Source organism: Aquiluna sp., assembly GCF_965064355.1.
This window is the reverse complement of the sequence record NZ_CBCHRQ010000008.1, coordinates 1-16,208: the sequence shown is the minus strand read 5'-3', so window position 1 is coordinate 16,208 and position 16,208 is coordinate 1. Positions and strand designations below refer to the sequence as shown.

Here is a 16,208-nt window from a genome sequence, read left to right as displayed (position 1 = left end):
TAGAAGTGTATTGGTGGCACCGACATTTTCAAAATGAGTTAGCTAATCCTGGCAATAAGTTCTGCGGAATTGTTCTGAACCGAACCCACTGCACTGGAAACCGCATGGTATTCAAGCGCTGCTGCGACTTGATCGGATTCATCGCTGAGTGCAGCCAAGACCTCTGCGGTGGTCTGGTAATCAGGGGCAAGCCAGGCGCTGAGGTTCTCCTCGGAGAGCATCACCGGGTTGCGGTTGTGAATCTGAGCGAGTTCTGGAGCGGACTCTTTGGTCAGAAGCGATGCGGTCAATACCCATCTGGTTGGGTCATCCGCAGCCTTGGCTGGGTTTCGCCACCACGAATAGATACCGGCGAAGGCCAGCATTCCTTCGCTTGGGTAAATGAAGAAGGGAACCTTGCTGTCTGGGACTGTGCTTTGCCATTCAAAATAGCCATCGGCGGGTATTGCACAGCGCTTAGAAAGCGCTGACTCTTGAAAGCTTGGCTTATCCAGCACAGATTCGATTCTGGCGTTTATCAGCGGCGTGGTTGAGACTTCCTTGGCCCAGCTCGGAATCAGTCCCCAGCGGGCCGAGTGCAGCTGCCTGGAGGGCATACCGTCAATCTCACGCTCAACAATCATGGGGATCTGGGTGGTTGGGGGAACGTTGAAACTTCTGAAATCAGATTCGGTTTCTAGTTCGTCGATTTCAAACAGCTCGGTAATCATGTCCGTGGTCTTTGCAATTACAAATCGACCGCACATAACTAATCAGTCCCAACCTTCGAATCGCATTTTGATAGCAAGAATCCTGTCATAACCATTGCAACTCAGCTGATTGGTTGAGCCAAAAGATCTAGTCGCTTCACAAAAGAACCGGCAAATCTCGGCGGAGCAAGCTGCACGCCATCCCAGGCGGTGACATAGCGAATTCCCTGCAGCGAACTAAGACTCCAAACCTCGCAGTCCAAAAGCTCCTGCGGGGTTGCTCGCTCAGTCCCGGTTTCATAGCCGGCTTGATTCGCTAGTTCAAAAACCAAGTTTCGAGTAATCGAGGGCAGCCAATTGGTCGAATCATCTGGTCCATAAAGCACATCGTCTCGCCACCAAACAATTGAGCTCAGCGCACCGTCGGCGACATGTCCAGATTCACTGAGCAATACCGCCTCATCGGCCCCACTAAGGTTTGCCCGGCGTCTGATTTGCTGGCAGATTGAAAGATCGGGACCTTTGATTTGGAACTGCTTTCTTGGATCCGGCTCATCACTGCTCCAAAGACTTAGCGATTCAGTTCGCTCCGGGGACTCCCTGAGACGAAACACCAAACGCTCTCCGGCTGGGAGCTGGTCGCGATATTCCATTCTCGGAAACCAGTCACCCTCGGTTGGAATAAGCAGCTTTAGCGATTCAAAGAAAGGTTCTAGTTCGCCCTGGGTTTGATCGTCGACTATTGAGGACTGAAAGCGTGCGAAGTGCTGATCCAGAGCCCTTACTCTTCCGTTTCGGACTAGAAAGCTGTCTGCAACGGTTAGGGATTCACTGAGTGTGGCATCAACGCGACAAAGCTCCTTGTCGCGGTATTGGTAGAAATCTCCAGCTACGCTCATCTGAACTAGATTAGGTGCCTGAAGGAGGTCCAATGCCGCTGTATTGCGAATCTTTGCAATCTTGGACCTCAGCTCAAGATATTTTTTGCTCAATCTTTGCCAACCAACCAAATGCTTTCTGGCTGGATAGGCAGCATCACCCAAACTCGCCATTTTCGATAATGGGCATTGGGTATCCCAGCCAAGAAATTGATTTGGACGAGAGTTTTGAAGATCTCGAACTTCCCTTCCCGTTCAGGCCAATGCTGGTCGGAGTCATGCACTATTCGGACACCGAAGAGTTTTCTGGTGCGGGGAATTGGCTCAAGGTTGACCGAGCATTTGTCTACGACCACACCAAGAAGCGGTTGTACTTTATTGGCCGTTTTGAAAGCAGGGCCGACTTTGACCAGTGGCACCATGCCGCGCTGTTACGTCTTGCCCTAATCGGTGGCGATTCTGCAAGTTATGCACTTCACAACCAGGCCGCCACCAGCACAGAGTTGATTTGCGAAGACAGTAAAGCTAAGTATCAGCAAAAGATAGAAATCGCCAAGGAACACATCGCCAGGGGAGATGTTTATCAACTCTGCCTAACCACCCGGTTGGTTGGTGAATACCTAGGTGATGAGCTGTCTTATTTCCTGAGGCTGCGCAGGCAAAACCCAGCTCCCTACGCATCCTTTATTCGGATTGGTGGCAAATCTTTCGTCAGCATCTCGCCAGAGCGTTTTTTAACAATCGACTCGAAGATCGCGATCTCCAGTCCGATTAAAGGAACCAGGCCAAGATCTGAAGATCAAGAGCTAGATGCACAACTAGCCGCCGAACTCAGCGAGAACGAAAAAGAGCGCGCCGAGAATCTCATGATCGTTGATCTAGTGCGCAACGATCTATCGGTTATATGCACCCCAGAGTCGATTTTGGTGAGCGATCTACTAAAGGTAAAAAGCTATTCCACAGTTCACCAGCTGGTCTCCGATGTCAGCGGGAAGCTTCGCGAGGGCGTCAGCACCTCTCAGGCAATAGCTGCCCTTTTCCCAGGTGGCTCCATGACCGGCGCGCCAAAGCGTCGGGCAATACAGATCATCTCGGACTTAGAGGAATCAAAGCGCGGGGCATACTCGGGCGCTCTTGGCTGGGTTGGTGGCAATGGCAACTTGGATTTGGGCATGGTTATCAGAACCGCGGTGTTTGAGTCCGGAATGGTCACCATAGGTATCGGTGGCGGGATAACCTCCGGTTCAGAGCCAGAGGCCGAACACCAGGAGATACAAATCAAGGCTCAAGCACTGGTTAGTGCCCTTTCTGCCGCCGTGCGTTGGTAACCTTTTACCCTAGATGTTTTGAGGTTTTCATTGAGCACTGAGTACAACTTCCACGCCATTCAAGATAAGTGGCTTCCAGTTTGGGATGAGCTAAAGCCATTCAACTCTGCCCGCCCAGGGGATGCGCGTCCAAAGAAGTACGTACTTGACATGTTCCCATACCCATCTGGCGACCTTCACATGGGTCACGCTGAGGCTTATGCGCTGGGCGATGTCGTTGCTCGCTACTGGTCGCAAAAGGGCTTTAACGTCATGCACCCAATTGGCTGGGATGCCTTTGGACTTCCTGCCGAGAACGCAGCAATCAAGCGTGGCCTAGATCCTCGCAAGTGGACCTACGAAAACATCGATCAGCAAAAATCTTCGATGCGTCGCTACGCATCCAGCTTCGACTGGGATCGAGTGCTACAAACCTGCGATCCGCTTTACTACCGCTGGAACCAGTGGCTTTTCCTTGAGTTCTATAAGCGTGGGCTTGCCTATCGTAAAAACTCCAACGTGAACTGGTGTCCAAGTTGCCAAACGGTATTGGCAAATGAACAGGTTGTGCAGGGGCTTTGTGAGCGTTGTGATTCGCAAGTAACCAAGAAGGCCCTTACCCAGTGGTACTTCAAGGTAACCGAGTACGCCGATCGCCTATTGGATGACCTCGACACTCTCGAGGGCAACTGGCCCGCCAAGGTGCTAACCATGCAGCGCAACTGGATCGGAAGATCTCAGGGTGCCAATGTCGACTTTGAAATCGAAGGTCGCGCAGAGCGACTAAGCGTCTTCACCACCCGTCCAGACACCCTTTACGGTGCAACCTTTATGGTTGTCGCCGTAGATAGTAATTTGGCTGCCGAGCTGGCTTCGATGGCAGAGCCCTCCACCCGGATGCAGTTCCAGGCATACCTGGATAACGTCAAGCAGTCCAATGACATCGAGCGTTTGGCCACCGATCGCGAGAAGACCGGAGTCTTCTTGGACCGCTACGCGATCAATCCACTCAGCGGTGCTCGAATTCCGATTTGGGCATCGGACTATGTGCTGGCAGATTACGGAACCGGAGCCATCATGGCGGTTCCGGCACACGATGATCGAGACATGGCATTTGCCAATGCTCTAGACCTGCCGGTTATCGACGTGATCGATACCGGCGATGAACTGCCATCGGTTTCCCGCGTTGCAACAAGTGGCGACGGAGTGGTAATCAATTCCGGTGAACTAAATGGCCTATCCAAAAAAGATGCCATCGCTAAGGCAATCGAGATCATCGCCGAGCGCAACGTTGGTAATGGGGCCAAGAACTTCCGACTTCGCGATTGGCTAATTTCTCGTCAGCGCTACTGGGGCACGCCAATCCCGATCATCCACTGCGAGTCCTGCGGTGAGGTTCCAGTTCCTAAGGAACAGCTGCCGGTCGAACTTCCGGATAGCGCTGGATTGGACCTATCACCCAAGGGCACATCACCACTTGGTGCCGCAAGCGATTGGGTCAATGTTTCCTGTCCTAAGTGTGGCAAACCAGCAAGGCGAGACTCTGACACCATGGACACTTTCGTAGATAGCTCCTGGTATTTCTTGCGCTACCTAAACCCAACCAGCGAAGAGTTTGCATTTGACCCTCAAGCTGCTAAGGATTGGGCACCTGTTGACCAATATGTTGGTGGTGTAACCCACGCTATCCTGCACCTGCTTTACGCTCGCTTTTTCACCAAGGTGCTGCACGATATCGGCCTGATCGATTTCGAGGAACCGTTCACCAGACTGCTCAACCAGGGCATGGTCTTGATGAACGGTTCAGCCATGAGCAAGTCGCGCGGAAACCTTGTAAGGCTTTCTGAGCAGCTAGACGAGCATGGTGTTGACGCAATTCGCCTCACTATGGCGTTCGCTGGTCCACCAGAGGACGACATTGACTGGGCTGACGTATCGCCTGGCGCAAGCTCTAAGTTCCTTGCACGTGCCTGGAGAATTGCCCAGGATGTAGATTCCGCTGCCGGAATAGATGTCACCACTGGCGATGCAACGGTGCGCAAAGCAACCCACACATTCCTAGCTGGATTCAAAGAAGCTATCGAGTCTTTCAAATTCAACGTCGGTGTCGCCAAGGCCATGGAGCTAACCAACGCGCTTCGAAAGGCGATTGACTCTGGCTGCGGACCCAAGGACCCAGCGGTCCGTGAAGGCGCAGAAGAACTAGCCAAGGCACTGTCACTATTTGCACCATACGCGTCCGAAGACATGTGGTCACTGCTTGGCCACCAGCCTTGTGTTGCACTCGCGCAATTTAGAGAAGCCGACCTATCCCTATTGGTTGAAGACTCTGTAGTTGCCATTGCGCAGGTGGATGGAAAGCTCCGCGACCGTTTTGAGGTCCCCTCAAACATCTCAGAGCAAGAATTGAGAGAACTGGCCTTGAACTCTGCAGCGGTAAAGCGAGCAATCGGCGATAAAGAACTCGCACAAGTGATCGTTCGCGCTCCAAAACTTGTGAACATCGCCACCAAGTAATCACTTTTCCACCGCTTGAGACATAGTCCGCTCGATTCACTGAGCCTGACTTCATTCTTGCTGCATGCAGAAAGTTGTGAACTGGCTTAGGGCCTTATCGCTAAGTCAAAAAGTTGTAGTTGGAGCTTTGGCTGTTGCTGTTCTCTATTTACTTGGAAGCTCCTTTAGCTCCGAGAATCAGGCCAACAAGCTAGATCTAAGTTATGTCGGTGAAATAGCGTCAGAGTCGAACAAAGTAACCAGCCAGATTTTTGTCCACGTTGCTGGTGAGGTGAAGAAGCCCGGACTCTATGCGGTGGATGTTGGGTCAAGAGTCGAGGATGCCATCACGTTGGCTGGAGGCATGACCACTTCAGCGTTTGAGCAAAGTGTGAACCTGGCTCGAATGGTCTCTGATGGTGAGCAGATAGTCGTTCTGGATAAATCGCAGGTCAGCTCAGGCGGAACCGGATCGCAATTCATCTCTCTCAACAACGCAACTGTTCAGCAGCTTGAGTCATTGCCGGGAGTTGGGCCTGCGATGGCCTCAAGGATCATCGAACACCGCGAGTCAATTGGCTCATTCTCGGATTTGTCCCAGCTAAAAGATGTCTCAGGTATCGGCGACAAGTTATACGCGAAGATCTCTAAAGACTTGACGTTGTGATCCCATTTCTAGCCGGACTCACTTGGGTTTATTTGTGGGTTACGGCTGAAGAAGGCCTCGAATCCAGCCTGAAGTTGAGCTTTCCAAAGTTTGAGACCGTTGAGGAGCTCCGCGCCAAGTTTCTCTTCAATCTCTCTGGTGTAACTCAAGACAGTGCGGGCTTAGTCGGTGGGCTTGCTATTGGAGAGCGTGGCTTGATTAGCGAATCGCTAGCCGAAAACATGAAGGAGCTTTCTCTTACCCACCTGGTTGCGGTTAGCGGAGCTAACTTGGCGATTATTGCGGCGGCTGTTTTTCTCACAGCATCAATGTTGGGCTTTGGAAGATCGTGGAGGTTCATTCTTTCTTACCTAGCTGTTGGTTGCTACATAGTTTTAGTTGGTCCTGAATCCAGTGTTTTAAGGGCCGGAGCCATGGCGGCCTTTGTGCTAGCAGGTTGGTGGCTTGGGAGAAAAGTTCACCCGCTGATCCCACTCTCGTGGGCAGTTTTGCTGCTATTGCTAATCGACCCAGGTCTTGCGGTCGACATCGGTTTCGCACTTTCGGCTTTCGCGACTTTAGGACTGTTGGTACTTGCCGGTCGCTTGCATGAGCGACTTGAGCCAAGAATTGGGACTTGGTTGTCTATAGGAGTGTCGGCATCGATTGCGGCACAGTTATATACCTTGCCGGTACAACTAATTTTGCAACCTTCAATTCCGCTTTATTCAGTGCTTGCGAATCTGGCCGTTGAGTTAGTTGTCGCGCCAGTGACGGTTTTGGGAATTCTCGCGGTGTTGGCCTCGGCAATTTTCCCTCCGCTAGCAAAGCTTTTATCCCTGATTGCATCTTTTGGAACCTGGTGGATTGAGGTCGTTGCAAACCATCTCAGTCAACTGCCGCTTACCCGAGTGCCAATGCTTCCTGGACCCATTGGAGTGTGGTTTACCGTGTTGTTGGTTTTGGGATTGACCATGCTTGCAATCTCAACCCACCCACCTCTGCGTTTTCTCGGCGTGATGTTTGTCTCCGTTTTTGTAATACCCATTGCATGGGTTGCCACAGATCTAAATCGACAGACATCGTTCCATCAAGGCTGGGAGGTTCTCAATTGCGATGTCGGTCAGGGCGATGCACTGCTGATTCGAAGCCAAGGACAAATTGCACTAATCGATGTCGGTCGAGAAGATCAGCCAATAGACAATTGCCTAAAGAGCCTTGGAATCGTAAGGCTTGATCTTCTGGTGCTTACACACTTTGATGCCGATCACGTTGGCGGGATAGCCGGTGCAATGCGAAACAGGACTGCAGGTCTGGTTCTGATCTCAGGCTTTAAGGACGACCGACCACTAGTTAGCTTGGTCTCTGAGGTGCTCGCCAGCTCAGCTGCTTCAGTTCAGATTGGGCATCGAGGAATGACGGGAGATCTTGGCGGAGTGCGGTGGTCGGTTCTAAGCCCGACATCAAATGCCCTAGAGGCTGAGGATTCAAATGACGCATCGGTCGTGATGACTTTTGACTTTCAGGAATTCAGCGTTCTAGCGCTAGGCGATTTAGGGGAGCCGGGTCAGCAAAGGTTGTTGAGACATTCTTGGCCCCAACTGTGGGTGCTGAGAGAGAAGCCACTGGTTCTCAAGGTTGCCCATCACGGGTCCAAGGATCAGTCGGAGCAGTTGCATCAGTTGATTCAGCCAGATGTTGCAATCTTCTCCGTGGGGCAGGGGAATGACTACGGACATCCCTCAGCTAAGACGCTATCGCTGGTTTCTGGCACGGGAGCAAAGGTCTTGAGATCTGATTCTCAGGGTCCAATATCAATCCGGCTCGAGGGTGGAGGGCTGGTTGCTTCCTCCGGAGGTAAACTTTCGCTGTGAGCGGGAGAACGGTCTATTGGAATCAAGCAGAGTCTGCTCCGCTTGTTCTGGTGACTGGAAATGAAAGCTATCTGGCTACCCGTGCAATATCTTCCATCAAGGCAAAGCTCAGGGCGCAGCATCCTGATCTCGAAGTGACTGAAGTCGCCGAGTCGGAGTATTCGCCAGGACTACTTTTTACCGTTGCCGCCCCCTCGCTTTTCGCAGAACCACGATTGGTAATAATCCAGACCGCTTCTGAAGGCTTGTTGGAAGATTTGACGCACTTGCTGGCCGAGCCAGTGGATAGCTGCACCGTAGTTGTTAGGTTGCCAAATGCGGTTGGTCACAATGGAAAAGTGAAAACCGCACTGGGTCCTAAATCGCTTGTGGTCTCTTGCGAGGAGCTCAAAAAGGATGCCGAAAAAGCTGAGTTTGTGAAAGCGGAACTGCAAGCCTTAGGAAAGAAGATCGATACTGCTGGCCTAAAAGCACTTTTGTCAGCATTCAACCAAGACTTAGGCGAACTTGGCGGAGCATGCTCGCAATTGGCAACCGTTGGTGCCACAACCATCAACCTGGAGATTGTCGAACAGATATTCCAGGGCAGGGTTGAAACTAACGCCTTCAAGATTGCTGATGCGGCCCTTAGCGGCAATGCGGCTGAAGCTATTCGACTATTCCGTCACGGATTCACCACTGGTATTGACCCGGTTGCCCTTAGCGCTGCGCTCACCATGAAGATTCGGCAGCTTGCTCGGCTTTTCAACGACAGAAACGCATCCCCTGGTGCTCTGGGCATGCAGCCATGGCAGCTTGAAAAGGCTAGAAGAGAACTGTCCGGCTGGGAAGAGTCACAGCTGATCAAACTGGTTCAGTTGGCTGCACAAACTGATGCCGACGTAAAGGGCGCAAGCAGGGATCCTGGTTTCTCCATTGAGAAGCTGCTGTTTGCTATGGCTCGGAAATAAAAAAAACGGGCCGAAGCCCGGTCTTTCATAAAACTCTTTAGAGAGCTGAAACCTTCTTGCTGATAGCGCTCTTGCGGTTAGCAGCCTGGTTCTTGTGAACAACACCCTTTGAAACTGCCTTGTCAATCTTGCGAGTTGCTACAACTAGAGCCGCTGCAGCAGCGGTCTTGTCGCCACCCTCAGTAGCCTCACGAACTGCGCGAATCGCAGTCTTGAGCTCTGAGCGGACAGCCTTGTTGCGTGCCTCGGCCTTGCGGTTGGTTCCGATGCGCTTGATGTTCGACTTGATGTTTGCCATGGTTCACTTTCTTAGGCGAAAACTTTGTTGAGGTGAATGACCTCAGAACAAGGGGAAACTCTATCAGTTTGATGCAATAAGGGCAAGCACCATGCGAGAATACCTACATCTAGATTCCCAAAGCAGAGGTTAGTTTGTCGCCACGCGCCCTAAAGGCCCTTGTACCGTCTCAAACGGCCCCGAGCCAGATCCGCAATTTCTGCATCATTGCGCATATTGACCACGGAAAGTCCACCCTGGCGGACCGTATGCTGCAGCTCACAGGAATTGTTAGCGACCGAGACATGCGTGCTCAGTACTTGGACCGCATGGACATCGAGCGCGAGCGTGGAATCACAATCAAGAGCCAAGCCGTTCGCTTGCCTTGGGAGTTTGAAGGCGTCACATACGCCATGAACATGATCGACACCCCGGGTCACGTTGACTTCACCTACGAGGTTTCACGTTCATTGGCAGCATGCGAAGGTGCAGTCTTGCTGGTTGATGCGGCTCAGGGCATTGAGGCTCAGACGCTTGCCAATCTCTACCTAGCGATGGAAAACGATCTACAGATCATTCCGGTTTTGAACAAGATTGACCTGCCTGCGGCCCAGCCGGAGAAGTATGCCGAGGAGCTAGCGAGCCTGATCGGTGGAAATCCTGAGGACTGCCTAAGGGTTTCAGGTAAAACTGGAGTGGGTGTTGCTGAGCTTTTGGACAAGATTGTCGGAACTGTTCCAGCACCGGTCGGGGATGCCAACGCTCCAGCCAGAGCGATGATTTTTGACTCGGTTTACGACTCGTACCGCGGTGTAGTCACCTATGTGCGAATGATCGACGGAACCCTGCATCCTCGTGAGCAGATCCAGATGATGTCGACCAAGGCGGTGCACGAGCTTTTGGAAATCGGTGTAATTGCCCCTGAGCCTGAATCAACTCAGGGACTCTCGGTTGGTGAGGTTGGTTACCTAATCACCGGTGTTAAGGATGTGCGTCAGTCCAAGGTCGGTGACACCGTTACCACCAAACTAAAGCCAGCCACCCAGGCGCTTAAGGGTTACTCAGAGCCAAAGCCAATGGTTTTCTCCGGTATCTACCCAATCGACGGCAGTGATTACCCGAACCTGCGTGAGGCTTTGGACAAGCTCAGACTTTCGGATGCATCTTTGGTCTATGAACCAGAGACCTCTGCTGCCCTAGGTTTTGGATTCCGCTGCGGATTCTTAGGACTGCTACACCTCGAGATCATCACTGAGCGCCTAGAGCGCGAGTTCAATCTGTCCCTGATCGCCACCTCGCCATCAGTGGTTTACAAGGTAACTGTCGATGATGGTAGCCAGCACATCGTGACTAACCCATCTGAGTATCCAGAGGGCAAGATTCGCGAGGTGCAAGAGCCTATGGTCAAGGCGACCATCCTCAGCCCTAAGGATTACGTGGGCACCATCATGGAGCTTTGCCAGACTAAGCGCGGCAGCATGATTGACATGCAGTACCTGGGTGAAGATCGCGTTCAACTTCGCTATAAGTTGCCACTTGCAGAAATCGTTTTCGACTTCTTTGATCAGCTCAAGAGCAAGACCCAGGGCTATGCATCTTTGGATTACGAAGAGGATGGCTATGCAGAGGGTGATCTTGTGAAGGTCGATCTTCTTTTGCAAGGCGAAAAGGTAGATGCGTTTAGCTCCATCGTTCATAAAGACAAGGCCTATGCCCATGGCACCAGAATCGCTGCAAAGCTGCGCGAACTGATCCCAAGGCAGCAGTTTGAGGTTCCAATTCAGGCCGCGGTCGGAGCTCGCATTATTGCCAGAGAGACCATTCGAGCTATCCGCAAGGATGTTTTGGCAAAGTGCTATGGCGGTGACATTTCTAGAAAGCGCAAGCTCCTCGAGAAGCAAAAAGAGGGAAAGAAGCGCATGAAGATGGTCGGTCGCGTTGAAGTGCCGCAGGAGGCATTCATCTCTGCACTTTCCACCGAAGAGCCAAAGACTGACAAGAAGAAGTAGTTGGCTGCGTCTTTGCCTTTGGGTCTGAAGTGGCCAAGTGATAGTCAGCTAAAGCTGACACCAAACAGCACCGCAACGTTCCACGCTTATGTTCACATCCCGTTCTGCGCGGTCCGCTGCGGTTACTGCGATTTCAACACCTACACCTCCAAAGAGTTGCGCGGTGTTTCGCAAGCCGAGTTCCACATCCCGCTAATTCAAGAGGTGAACCTCAGTAAGCAACTGCTTTCTAACTGGGGTATTCCGGATAGAAAACTGACGACCGTCTTCTTTGGGGGCGGAACGCCATCGATGTTCGAGGCAAGTCAGATTTCAGAGATCCTTGAATCGCTGAAGGCAAATTTCGGGTTCATCGATGAGATTGAGATCACACTGGAAGCAAACCCGGAAGGGCTAGATCACCTAAAGCTTGAAGAGCTCAAAACCGTCGGCGTCAATCGAATCAGCCTCGGAGTTCAGTCATTTGATCAGCAGGTGCTGGACGTTTTGGACAGAGTCCACAGCAAAGACAAGGTGATTGCGGCGGTCAAGCGAGCTCGAGAGCTTGGACTTAGGATCAGCGTCGATTTGATTTACGGCGCGCCTGGAGAGACGCTGGAGAGCTGGAGACGGACTCTGGAGCAAGCGCTTGAGCTTGGGGTCGAGCACGTTTCCGCCTACTCGCTAATCATCGAAGAAGGAACTGCGATTGCCCGCAGGATTGCGCGTGGAGAGCTAGCAGAGGTTGATGAAGACTTAAATGCGGATAAGTATCTGCTGACAGAGGAGCTACTGGGTAACGCCGGGCTAAAAAACTACGAGGTTTCCAACTGGGGTAATCCATCACTTCACAACCAGGCCTACTGGCAATCTCAAGACTGGTGGGGCTATGGTCCAGGAGCTCACGGACACATCTCGGGGGCTAGATTCTGGAACCAAAAACATCCTTCGACCTACACAGCTGCGCTTGAAAAAGGCAGTCCTGTCGCGGGCTTTGAGTACCTGGATAAAAGAACTCAACTCGAAGAGCAGCTCTTGCTCATGCTTCGCACAAGCCGGGGTGTTCCAAGGTCGCTTCTTAGAGAACTAGGAGTTCCTACCGAGTTGGTCGCGAATGCGATTGCCACCGGGCTACTGGAATTAGCTGCGAATGACCAAATAAAGGCAACGCTTCCGGGGCGCTTATTGGTCGATGGACTGGTGCTGGATTTTCTATCAAAATCCCAGGCTTGACCTAGAATTGGCACTCGAGGAAGGTGAGTGCCAATGATTCCAGAACGCTCTCTAGAGGTGCTGCGCGCAATCGTGCAGGACTTCATCTTCTCTTCACAGCCGGTTGGCTCAAAGTCGCTACTTGATCGACACCCACTGGGCGTCTCGGCCGCGACAATTAGAAATGACATGGCGCTTTTGGAGGAGGAGGAGCTAATTGTTGCCCCTCACACCAGCGCCGGCAGGATCCCTACCGAGAAGGGCTATCGCCTTTTTGTTGACAAGCTCGCTGACCTAAAACGGCTATCAACTGGAGAAAAAGCTGCCATAGAGGGCTTTCTTGGCGGGGCAAACGACCTGGATGAGATTGTCGAGCGAAGCGCTAGACAGCTGGCACTTCTGACTAACTCACTAGCGATGGTGCAGTACCCATCACTTGGCAAGTCGACCGTGAGACACATTGAGTTGATACCGATCGGCACAAGCAGACTTTTGTTGATGTTAATCACGGACTCTGGTCGAGTCCAACAGCTGCAGATTGAGTCCAGCTCAATGCAGGAAGATCTGATTCAAGAACTCCGCGGCCGCCTCAACGGAATGCTTTCTGGGTCAGCGCTGGCGGATGTCAAAGGCAAGCTGACATCGCTGGACTCGGAATTTGCACCTGGTCGGAGGGCAGTTGTACTGCAGGTGATTCAGTCGCTGCAGTCTTTGGTAGATGCCAACCGACAGGAAAAACTCACCATTTCCGGAGCTGCCAATCTTGCAAAGCAAGAGCAGGATTTCTCCGGGGATCTTTCTTCGGTTCTCGAAGCGATCGAAGAGCAGGTTGTTCTTCTCAAGCTCTTGGATGAACTCCACAGTGATCAGCACGGTGTCGGCCTCAGAATTGGTTCTGAAATTGGGGTTGAGGGACTAAAGAGCGCAGCAATTATGGTCACCGGGTACGAAAACCGTGGCACCGAGGTGGCAAAACTCGGAGTGCTAGGACCTACCCGAATGGACTATTCCGGAAACATTGCTTCGGTCCGTGCGGTTGCAAGGTATCTGACAAAGACTTTGGAGGCAAACGCTTGAGCGACCACTACGAGGTGTTAGGCGTCTCTCGGACCGCAAGTGAGGACGAGATAAAGAAGGCCTATCGCAAATTGGCGCGTGAGTTGCACCCGGATATCAACCCAGACCCGCAGGCAGCTGAGCGATTCAAGTTGGTCACCCATGCCTATGAGGTCCTGACTGACCCCCAGCAGCGTGCTGGGTATGACCGTGGTGGTGATGGCGGATTTGGTCTCGGCGACATCTTTGAATCATTCTTTGGCGGTGGATCATCTCGTGGTCCACAGTCTCGATCCCAACGTGGTCAAGATGCGCTGCTTCGGGTTGACCTAGATCTAGGCGAAGCCGTTTTCGGTGCGGAGAAAACCCTAACCATCGACACCGCAATTCTTTGCGACACCTGCCAGGGCAGCTGCTGCAAGCCCGGCACCAGTGTTCGGATCTGCGATATTTGCCGCGGGTCGGGACAGATTCAGCGCCAGGTGCAGTCATTTATGGGCGTGATGGTTACCACCTCGCCCTGCGGTTCTTGCCGCGGCACCGGTGAAGTGATTCCTGACCCTTGCATCACCTGCCGAGGTCAGGGCAGAGTGCGCTCAAAGCGCGACTTGACCTTGGACATTCCGGCCGGCGTTGCCGATGGCATGCGGCTTCACCTTTCTGGGCAGGGCGAAGTTGGATTTGCCGGAGGTCCAGCGGGAGATATCTACCTCGAGGTTTCTGTTCGGCCACACGCAATTTTCGGTCGCGATGGAGACGATTTAGTTGCTCAGCTAGAAGTGCCGGTGGCTGACGCAGCCCTTGGTTTTGAAGTTCAGATCGAATCACTAGACGGCGAAGTGAAGGTTGAGTCCAAACCGGGCGCTCAGCACGGTGATGTCATTACCCTCAAGGGGCTCGGAGCTTCTCGCATTCGAGGCAAGGGCAGAGGCGACCTTCGTCTTGAGTTGAAGGTGCTTACTCCAACTCGTCTTGATGGCAGGGGCAAGGACATCTTCAAAAAGCTTCGCGAACTTCACCGAGAAGATGTTCCCAGATTAGGTTCCAGAAGAGCAAAGGGTCGCTTCTAGTGCATTGGCTTTACGACCCAGGACTTTCCTCTCAAAGCAATGTTTTGCCTGCAAGCGAAGCTAGTCACGCGAAGTCGCTTCGGCTAAGAGTGGGGGAGCAGGTTTCAATCACTAACGGGCTGGGCTTGGTCGCCACAGCTTCGATGACCTCAGAGACCGGCTACGAGATTTCAGAGTTACAGCAAACCAACCAGCGCACCCCGCGGTTTCACTTGGTGCAAGCTCTTGCCAAGGCCGATCGCGATGAGCTGGCCATGCAAACCTGCGTTGAGCTGGGACTTAGTAGCGTGACGCCCTGGAGTTCAGATCGTTCAATAGTTCGTTGGGATGGCAAAGAGGCAAAGAACCAAACTAGGTGGCAGCAAATTGCCATCGAGGCGATGAAACAATCCCAGCAGGCATTCCTTTGTGAGGTGAAGCCAATTGCTACCAGCAAGCAACTCAGTGCTGTCGGAACTGCATTGGTTTTGGATCCCAAGGCCACCAAATCGCTGACCGACTTTATGCCGCTGTCAGAGGATGTGACCTTGGTGGTCGGTCCAGAGGGCGGTATCTCAGATTCCGAATTTCAACTACTTGAGGAAAAAGGTTTTCAGCGGGTTCGGCTTGGCACTAGCGTGCTTCGAACCTCAAGTGCTGGAGCAGCCGCAATGGCGGCTTTGCAATTCGCTTCAGGGCTTTGGTCCTGAGACTTAGTATTGGGATTGGAGGATTCGTTGGACTGTATTTTTTGCAAGATGGTTAGTGGCGAATTTGGCACTGAATTCGTGGCTCAAAACGATCACGCCGTTGCGTTTTTGGACATCAACCCGCAGGCCAAAGTTCATGTATTAGTGGTGCCCAAAACCCACACAACAAACATTTCTGAACTCGAAGATTCACAGGTTTTACTTGGGCTATTTGAACTGATTCGCGAGGTCGCGAAAACCAAGACCGATGGTCAGTTCCGCTTGCAGTTCAACACCGGCAGCCGCGAGGGTCAATCGGTGTTCCACACCCATGCGCACGTACTAAGCAATCAGGCGAACTAGTGCCGCAAAAAACACTTGAGATAACAAAGGTTTCGGCTATCGACCTGCTTGGTCCGCAGGACAAAATTGCCAAAAAGCTAGAGCAAGAGTTCCCGGGTCTCAAGATTCAAAACCGCGGCACTTCATACATGCTTGAAGGTTCCGAAGAGCAGCTGATTTCGGCGGAGCGCACCCTTTTGGAGCTTGCCGACCTGGTTGCCCAGGGCGTTGCTCCGGATGAGAGATCAGTGATTGAAAGTGCAAGAATCATCGAGCAGAATCCCGAGGAGATCCCATCCAAGGTTCTTGGCACCGGAGGCATCAGCACGCCAGGGAAAACTGTCCGAGCAAAGACGCTTGGTCAAAAGCAGTATCTCGAAGCAATTGATCAAAACACCATCACCTTTGGAATTGGACCCGCCGGAACCGGCAAGACCTACTTGGCCGTGGCAAAAGCAGTGGTAGCTCTTTACAGTCGCCAAGTGAGCAGAATCATTCTGACTAGGCCAGCGGTCGAGGCCGGAGAGCGACTTGGATTCTTGCCTGGGACCCTGAGCGACAAGATTGACCCTTACCTTCGCCCGCTCTTCGACGCGCTGCAGGAAATGCTTGAACCGGAGGCAACTCATCGCTTGATTGAGGCCGGTGTTATTGAAGTCGCACCGCTTGCCTACATGCGCGGCAGGACGCTAAACGACTCATTCATTATTTTGGATGAGGCGCAAAACACCACCGCGGAGCAGATGAAGATGTTC

At 52.4% G+C, this 16,208-nt stretch carries 15 protein-coding genes; 12 read left to right on the top strand and 3 right to left on the bottom strand.

All coding sequences use genetic code 11. From position 1 onward, the window contains the following. Positions 1–38: 38 nt before the first annotated feature. Together AC128V_RS01645 and AC128V_RS01640 are read right to left on the bottom strand one after the other, a co-directional pair. The gene (locus AC128V_RS01645) at positions 39–746 is read right to left on the bottom strand and encodes an SOS response-associated peptidase (RefSeq protein ID WP_482762943.1); all 708 of its coding nucleotides are present in this window, start codon (positions 744–746) and stop codon (positions 39–41) included. A gap of 65 nt (positions 747–811) precedes the next feature. Further along, positions 812–1,681: an aminotransferase class IV gene (locus AC128V_RS01640; RefSeq protein ID WP_482762942.1), complete on the bottom strand. Its 870-nt coding sequence runs from the start codon at positions 1,679–1,681 to the stop codon at positions 812–814. A gap of 68 nt (positions 1,682–1,749) precedes the next feature. Here AC128V_RS01640 and AC128V_RS01635 point away from each other — a divergent pair, with 68 nt between their 5' ends. The 5 genes from AC128V_RS01635 (at position 1,750) to holA (ending at position 8,840) form a co-directional block, all read left to right on the top strand. Then, the gene (locus AC128V_RS01635; protein WP_482762941.1) at positions 1,750–2,895 is read left to right on the top strand and encodes an anthranilate synthase component I family protein; all 1,146 of its coding nucleotides are present in this window, start codon (positions 1,750–1,752) and stop codon (positions 2,893–2,895) included. Positions 2,896–2,925: 30 nt separating this feature from the next. Further along, positions 2,926–5,391: a leucine--tRNA ligase gene (gene leuS / locus AC128V_RS01630; protein WP_482762940.1), complete on the top strand. Its 2,466-nt coding sequence runs from the start codon at positions 2,926–2,928 to the stop codon at positions 5,389–5,391. A 64-nt stretch (positions 5,392–5,455) separates the two neighbouring features. Beyond that, entirely contained in the window at positions 5,456–6,037 is a 582-nt protein-coding gene (locus tag AC128V_RS01625; protein WP_482762939.1) for a helix-hairpin-helix domain-containing protein, read from the top strand. Further along, complete coding sequence (locus tag AC128V_RS01620; protein ID WP_482762938.1) at positions 6,034–7,890, top strand: ComEC/Rec2 family competence protein; 1,857 nt, start codon at positions 6,034–6,036, stop codon at positions 7,888–7,890. Before AC128V_RS01625 ends, AC128V_RS01620 begins: the two co-directional genes overlap by 4 nt. Further along, a complete protein-coding gene (gene holA / locus AC128V_RS01615) occupies positions 7,887–8,840 on the top strand; it encodes a DNA polymerase III subunit delta (RefSeq protein ID WP_482762937.1) in 954 nt (317 codons plus the stop codon). Before AC128V_RS01620 ends, holA begins: the two co-directional genes overlap by 4 nt. Positions 8,841–8,877: 37 nt before the next feature. Here holA and rpsT read toward each other — a convergent pair whose 3' ends face one another. Further along, entirely contained in the window at positions 8,878–9,138 is a 261-nt protein-coding gene (rpsT, locus tag AC128V_RS01610; RefSeq protein ID WP_482762936.1) for a 30S ribosomal protein S20, read from the bottom strand. A gap of 134 nt (positions 9,139–9,272) precedes the next feature. Between rpsT and lepA the strand changes: the two genes are divergently transcribed. From lepA to AC128V_RS01575, 7 genes are all read left to right on the top strand, one after another. Then, on the top strand, positions 9,273–11,126 hold the full coding sequence (gene lepA, locus AC128V_RS01605) for a translation elongation factor 4 (RefSeq protein ID WP_482762935.1): 1,854 nt from the start codon (positions 9,273–9,275) through the stop codon (positions 11,124–11,126). After that, positions 11,127–12,338, top strand: a complete 1,212-nt coding sequence (gene hemW, locus AC128V_RS01600; protein ID WP_482762934.1) for a radical SAM family heme chaperone HemW — start codon at positions 11,127–11,129, stop codon at positions 12,336–12,338. It abuts the gene before it with no gap. 33 nt (positions 12,339–12,371) lie between these two features. Next, positions 12,372–13,394 (top strand): heat-inducible transcriptional repressor HrcA, encoded by a 1,023-nt coding sequence (hrcA, locus tag AC128V_RS01595; protein ID WP_482762933.1) that lies wholly within the window; start codon positions 12,372–12,374, stop codon positions 13,392–13,394. After that, entirely contained in the window at positions 13,391–14,443 is a 1,053-nt protein-coding gene (dnaJ, locus tag AC128V_RS01590; protein ID WP_482762932.1) for a molecular chaperone DnaJ, read from the top strand. The genes hrcA and dnaJ overlap by 4 nt, the downstream gene beginning before the upstream one ends. Continuing rightward, on the top strand, positions 14,443–15,132 hold the full coding sequence (locus AC128V_RS01585) for an RsmE family RNA methyltransferase (RefSeq protein WP_482762931.1): 690 nt from the start codon (positions 14,443–14,445) through the stop codon (positions 15,130–15,132). Before dnaJ ends, AC128V_RS01585 begins: the two co-directional genes overlap by 1 nt. A gap of 27 nt (positions 15,133–15,159) precedes the next feature. Beyond that, positions 15,160–15,474 (top strand): HIT family protein, encoded by a 315-nt coding sequence (locus AC128V_RS01580; RefSeq protein WP_482762930.1) that lies wholly within the window; start codon positions 15,160–15,162, stop codon positions 15,472–15,474. After that, positions 15,474–16,208 (top strand): PhoH family protein (locus AC128V_RS01575; protein WP_482762929.1); only part of this gene is annotated, 735 nt, incomplete at its 3' end. The genes AC128V_RS01580 and AC128V_RS01575, both read left to right, overlap by 1 nt.

What these genes read in the sequence shown, in the direction of transcription:
- rpsT (WP_482762936.1), bottom strand. Translation starts at nt 9,138, where the DNA reads ATGGCAAACATCAAGTCGAACATCAAGCGCATCGGAACCAACCGCAAG.
- AC128V_RS01635 (WP_482762941.1), top strand. Translation starts at nt 1,750, where the DNA reads ATGGGCATTGGGTATCCCAGCCAAGAAATTGATTTGGACGAGAGTTTT.
- AC128V_RS01645 (WP_482762943.1), bottom strand. Translation starts at nt 746, where the DNA reads ATGTGCGGTCGATTTGTAATTGCAAAGACCACGGACATGATTACCGAG.
- hrcA (WP_482762933.1), top strand. Translation starts at nt 12,372, where the DNA reads ATGATTCCAGAACGCTCTCTAGAGGTGCTGCGCGCAATCGTGCAGGAC.
- AC128V_RS01625 (WP_482762939.1), top strand. Translation starts at nt 5,456, where the DNA reads ATGCAGAAAGTTGTGAACTGGCTTAGGGCCTTATCGCTAAGTCAAAAA.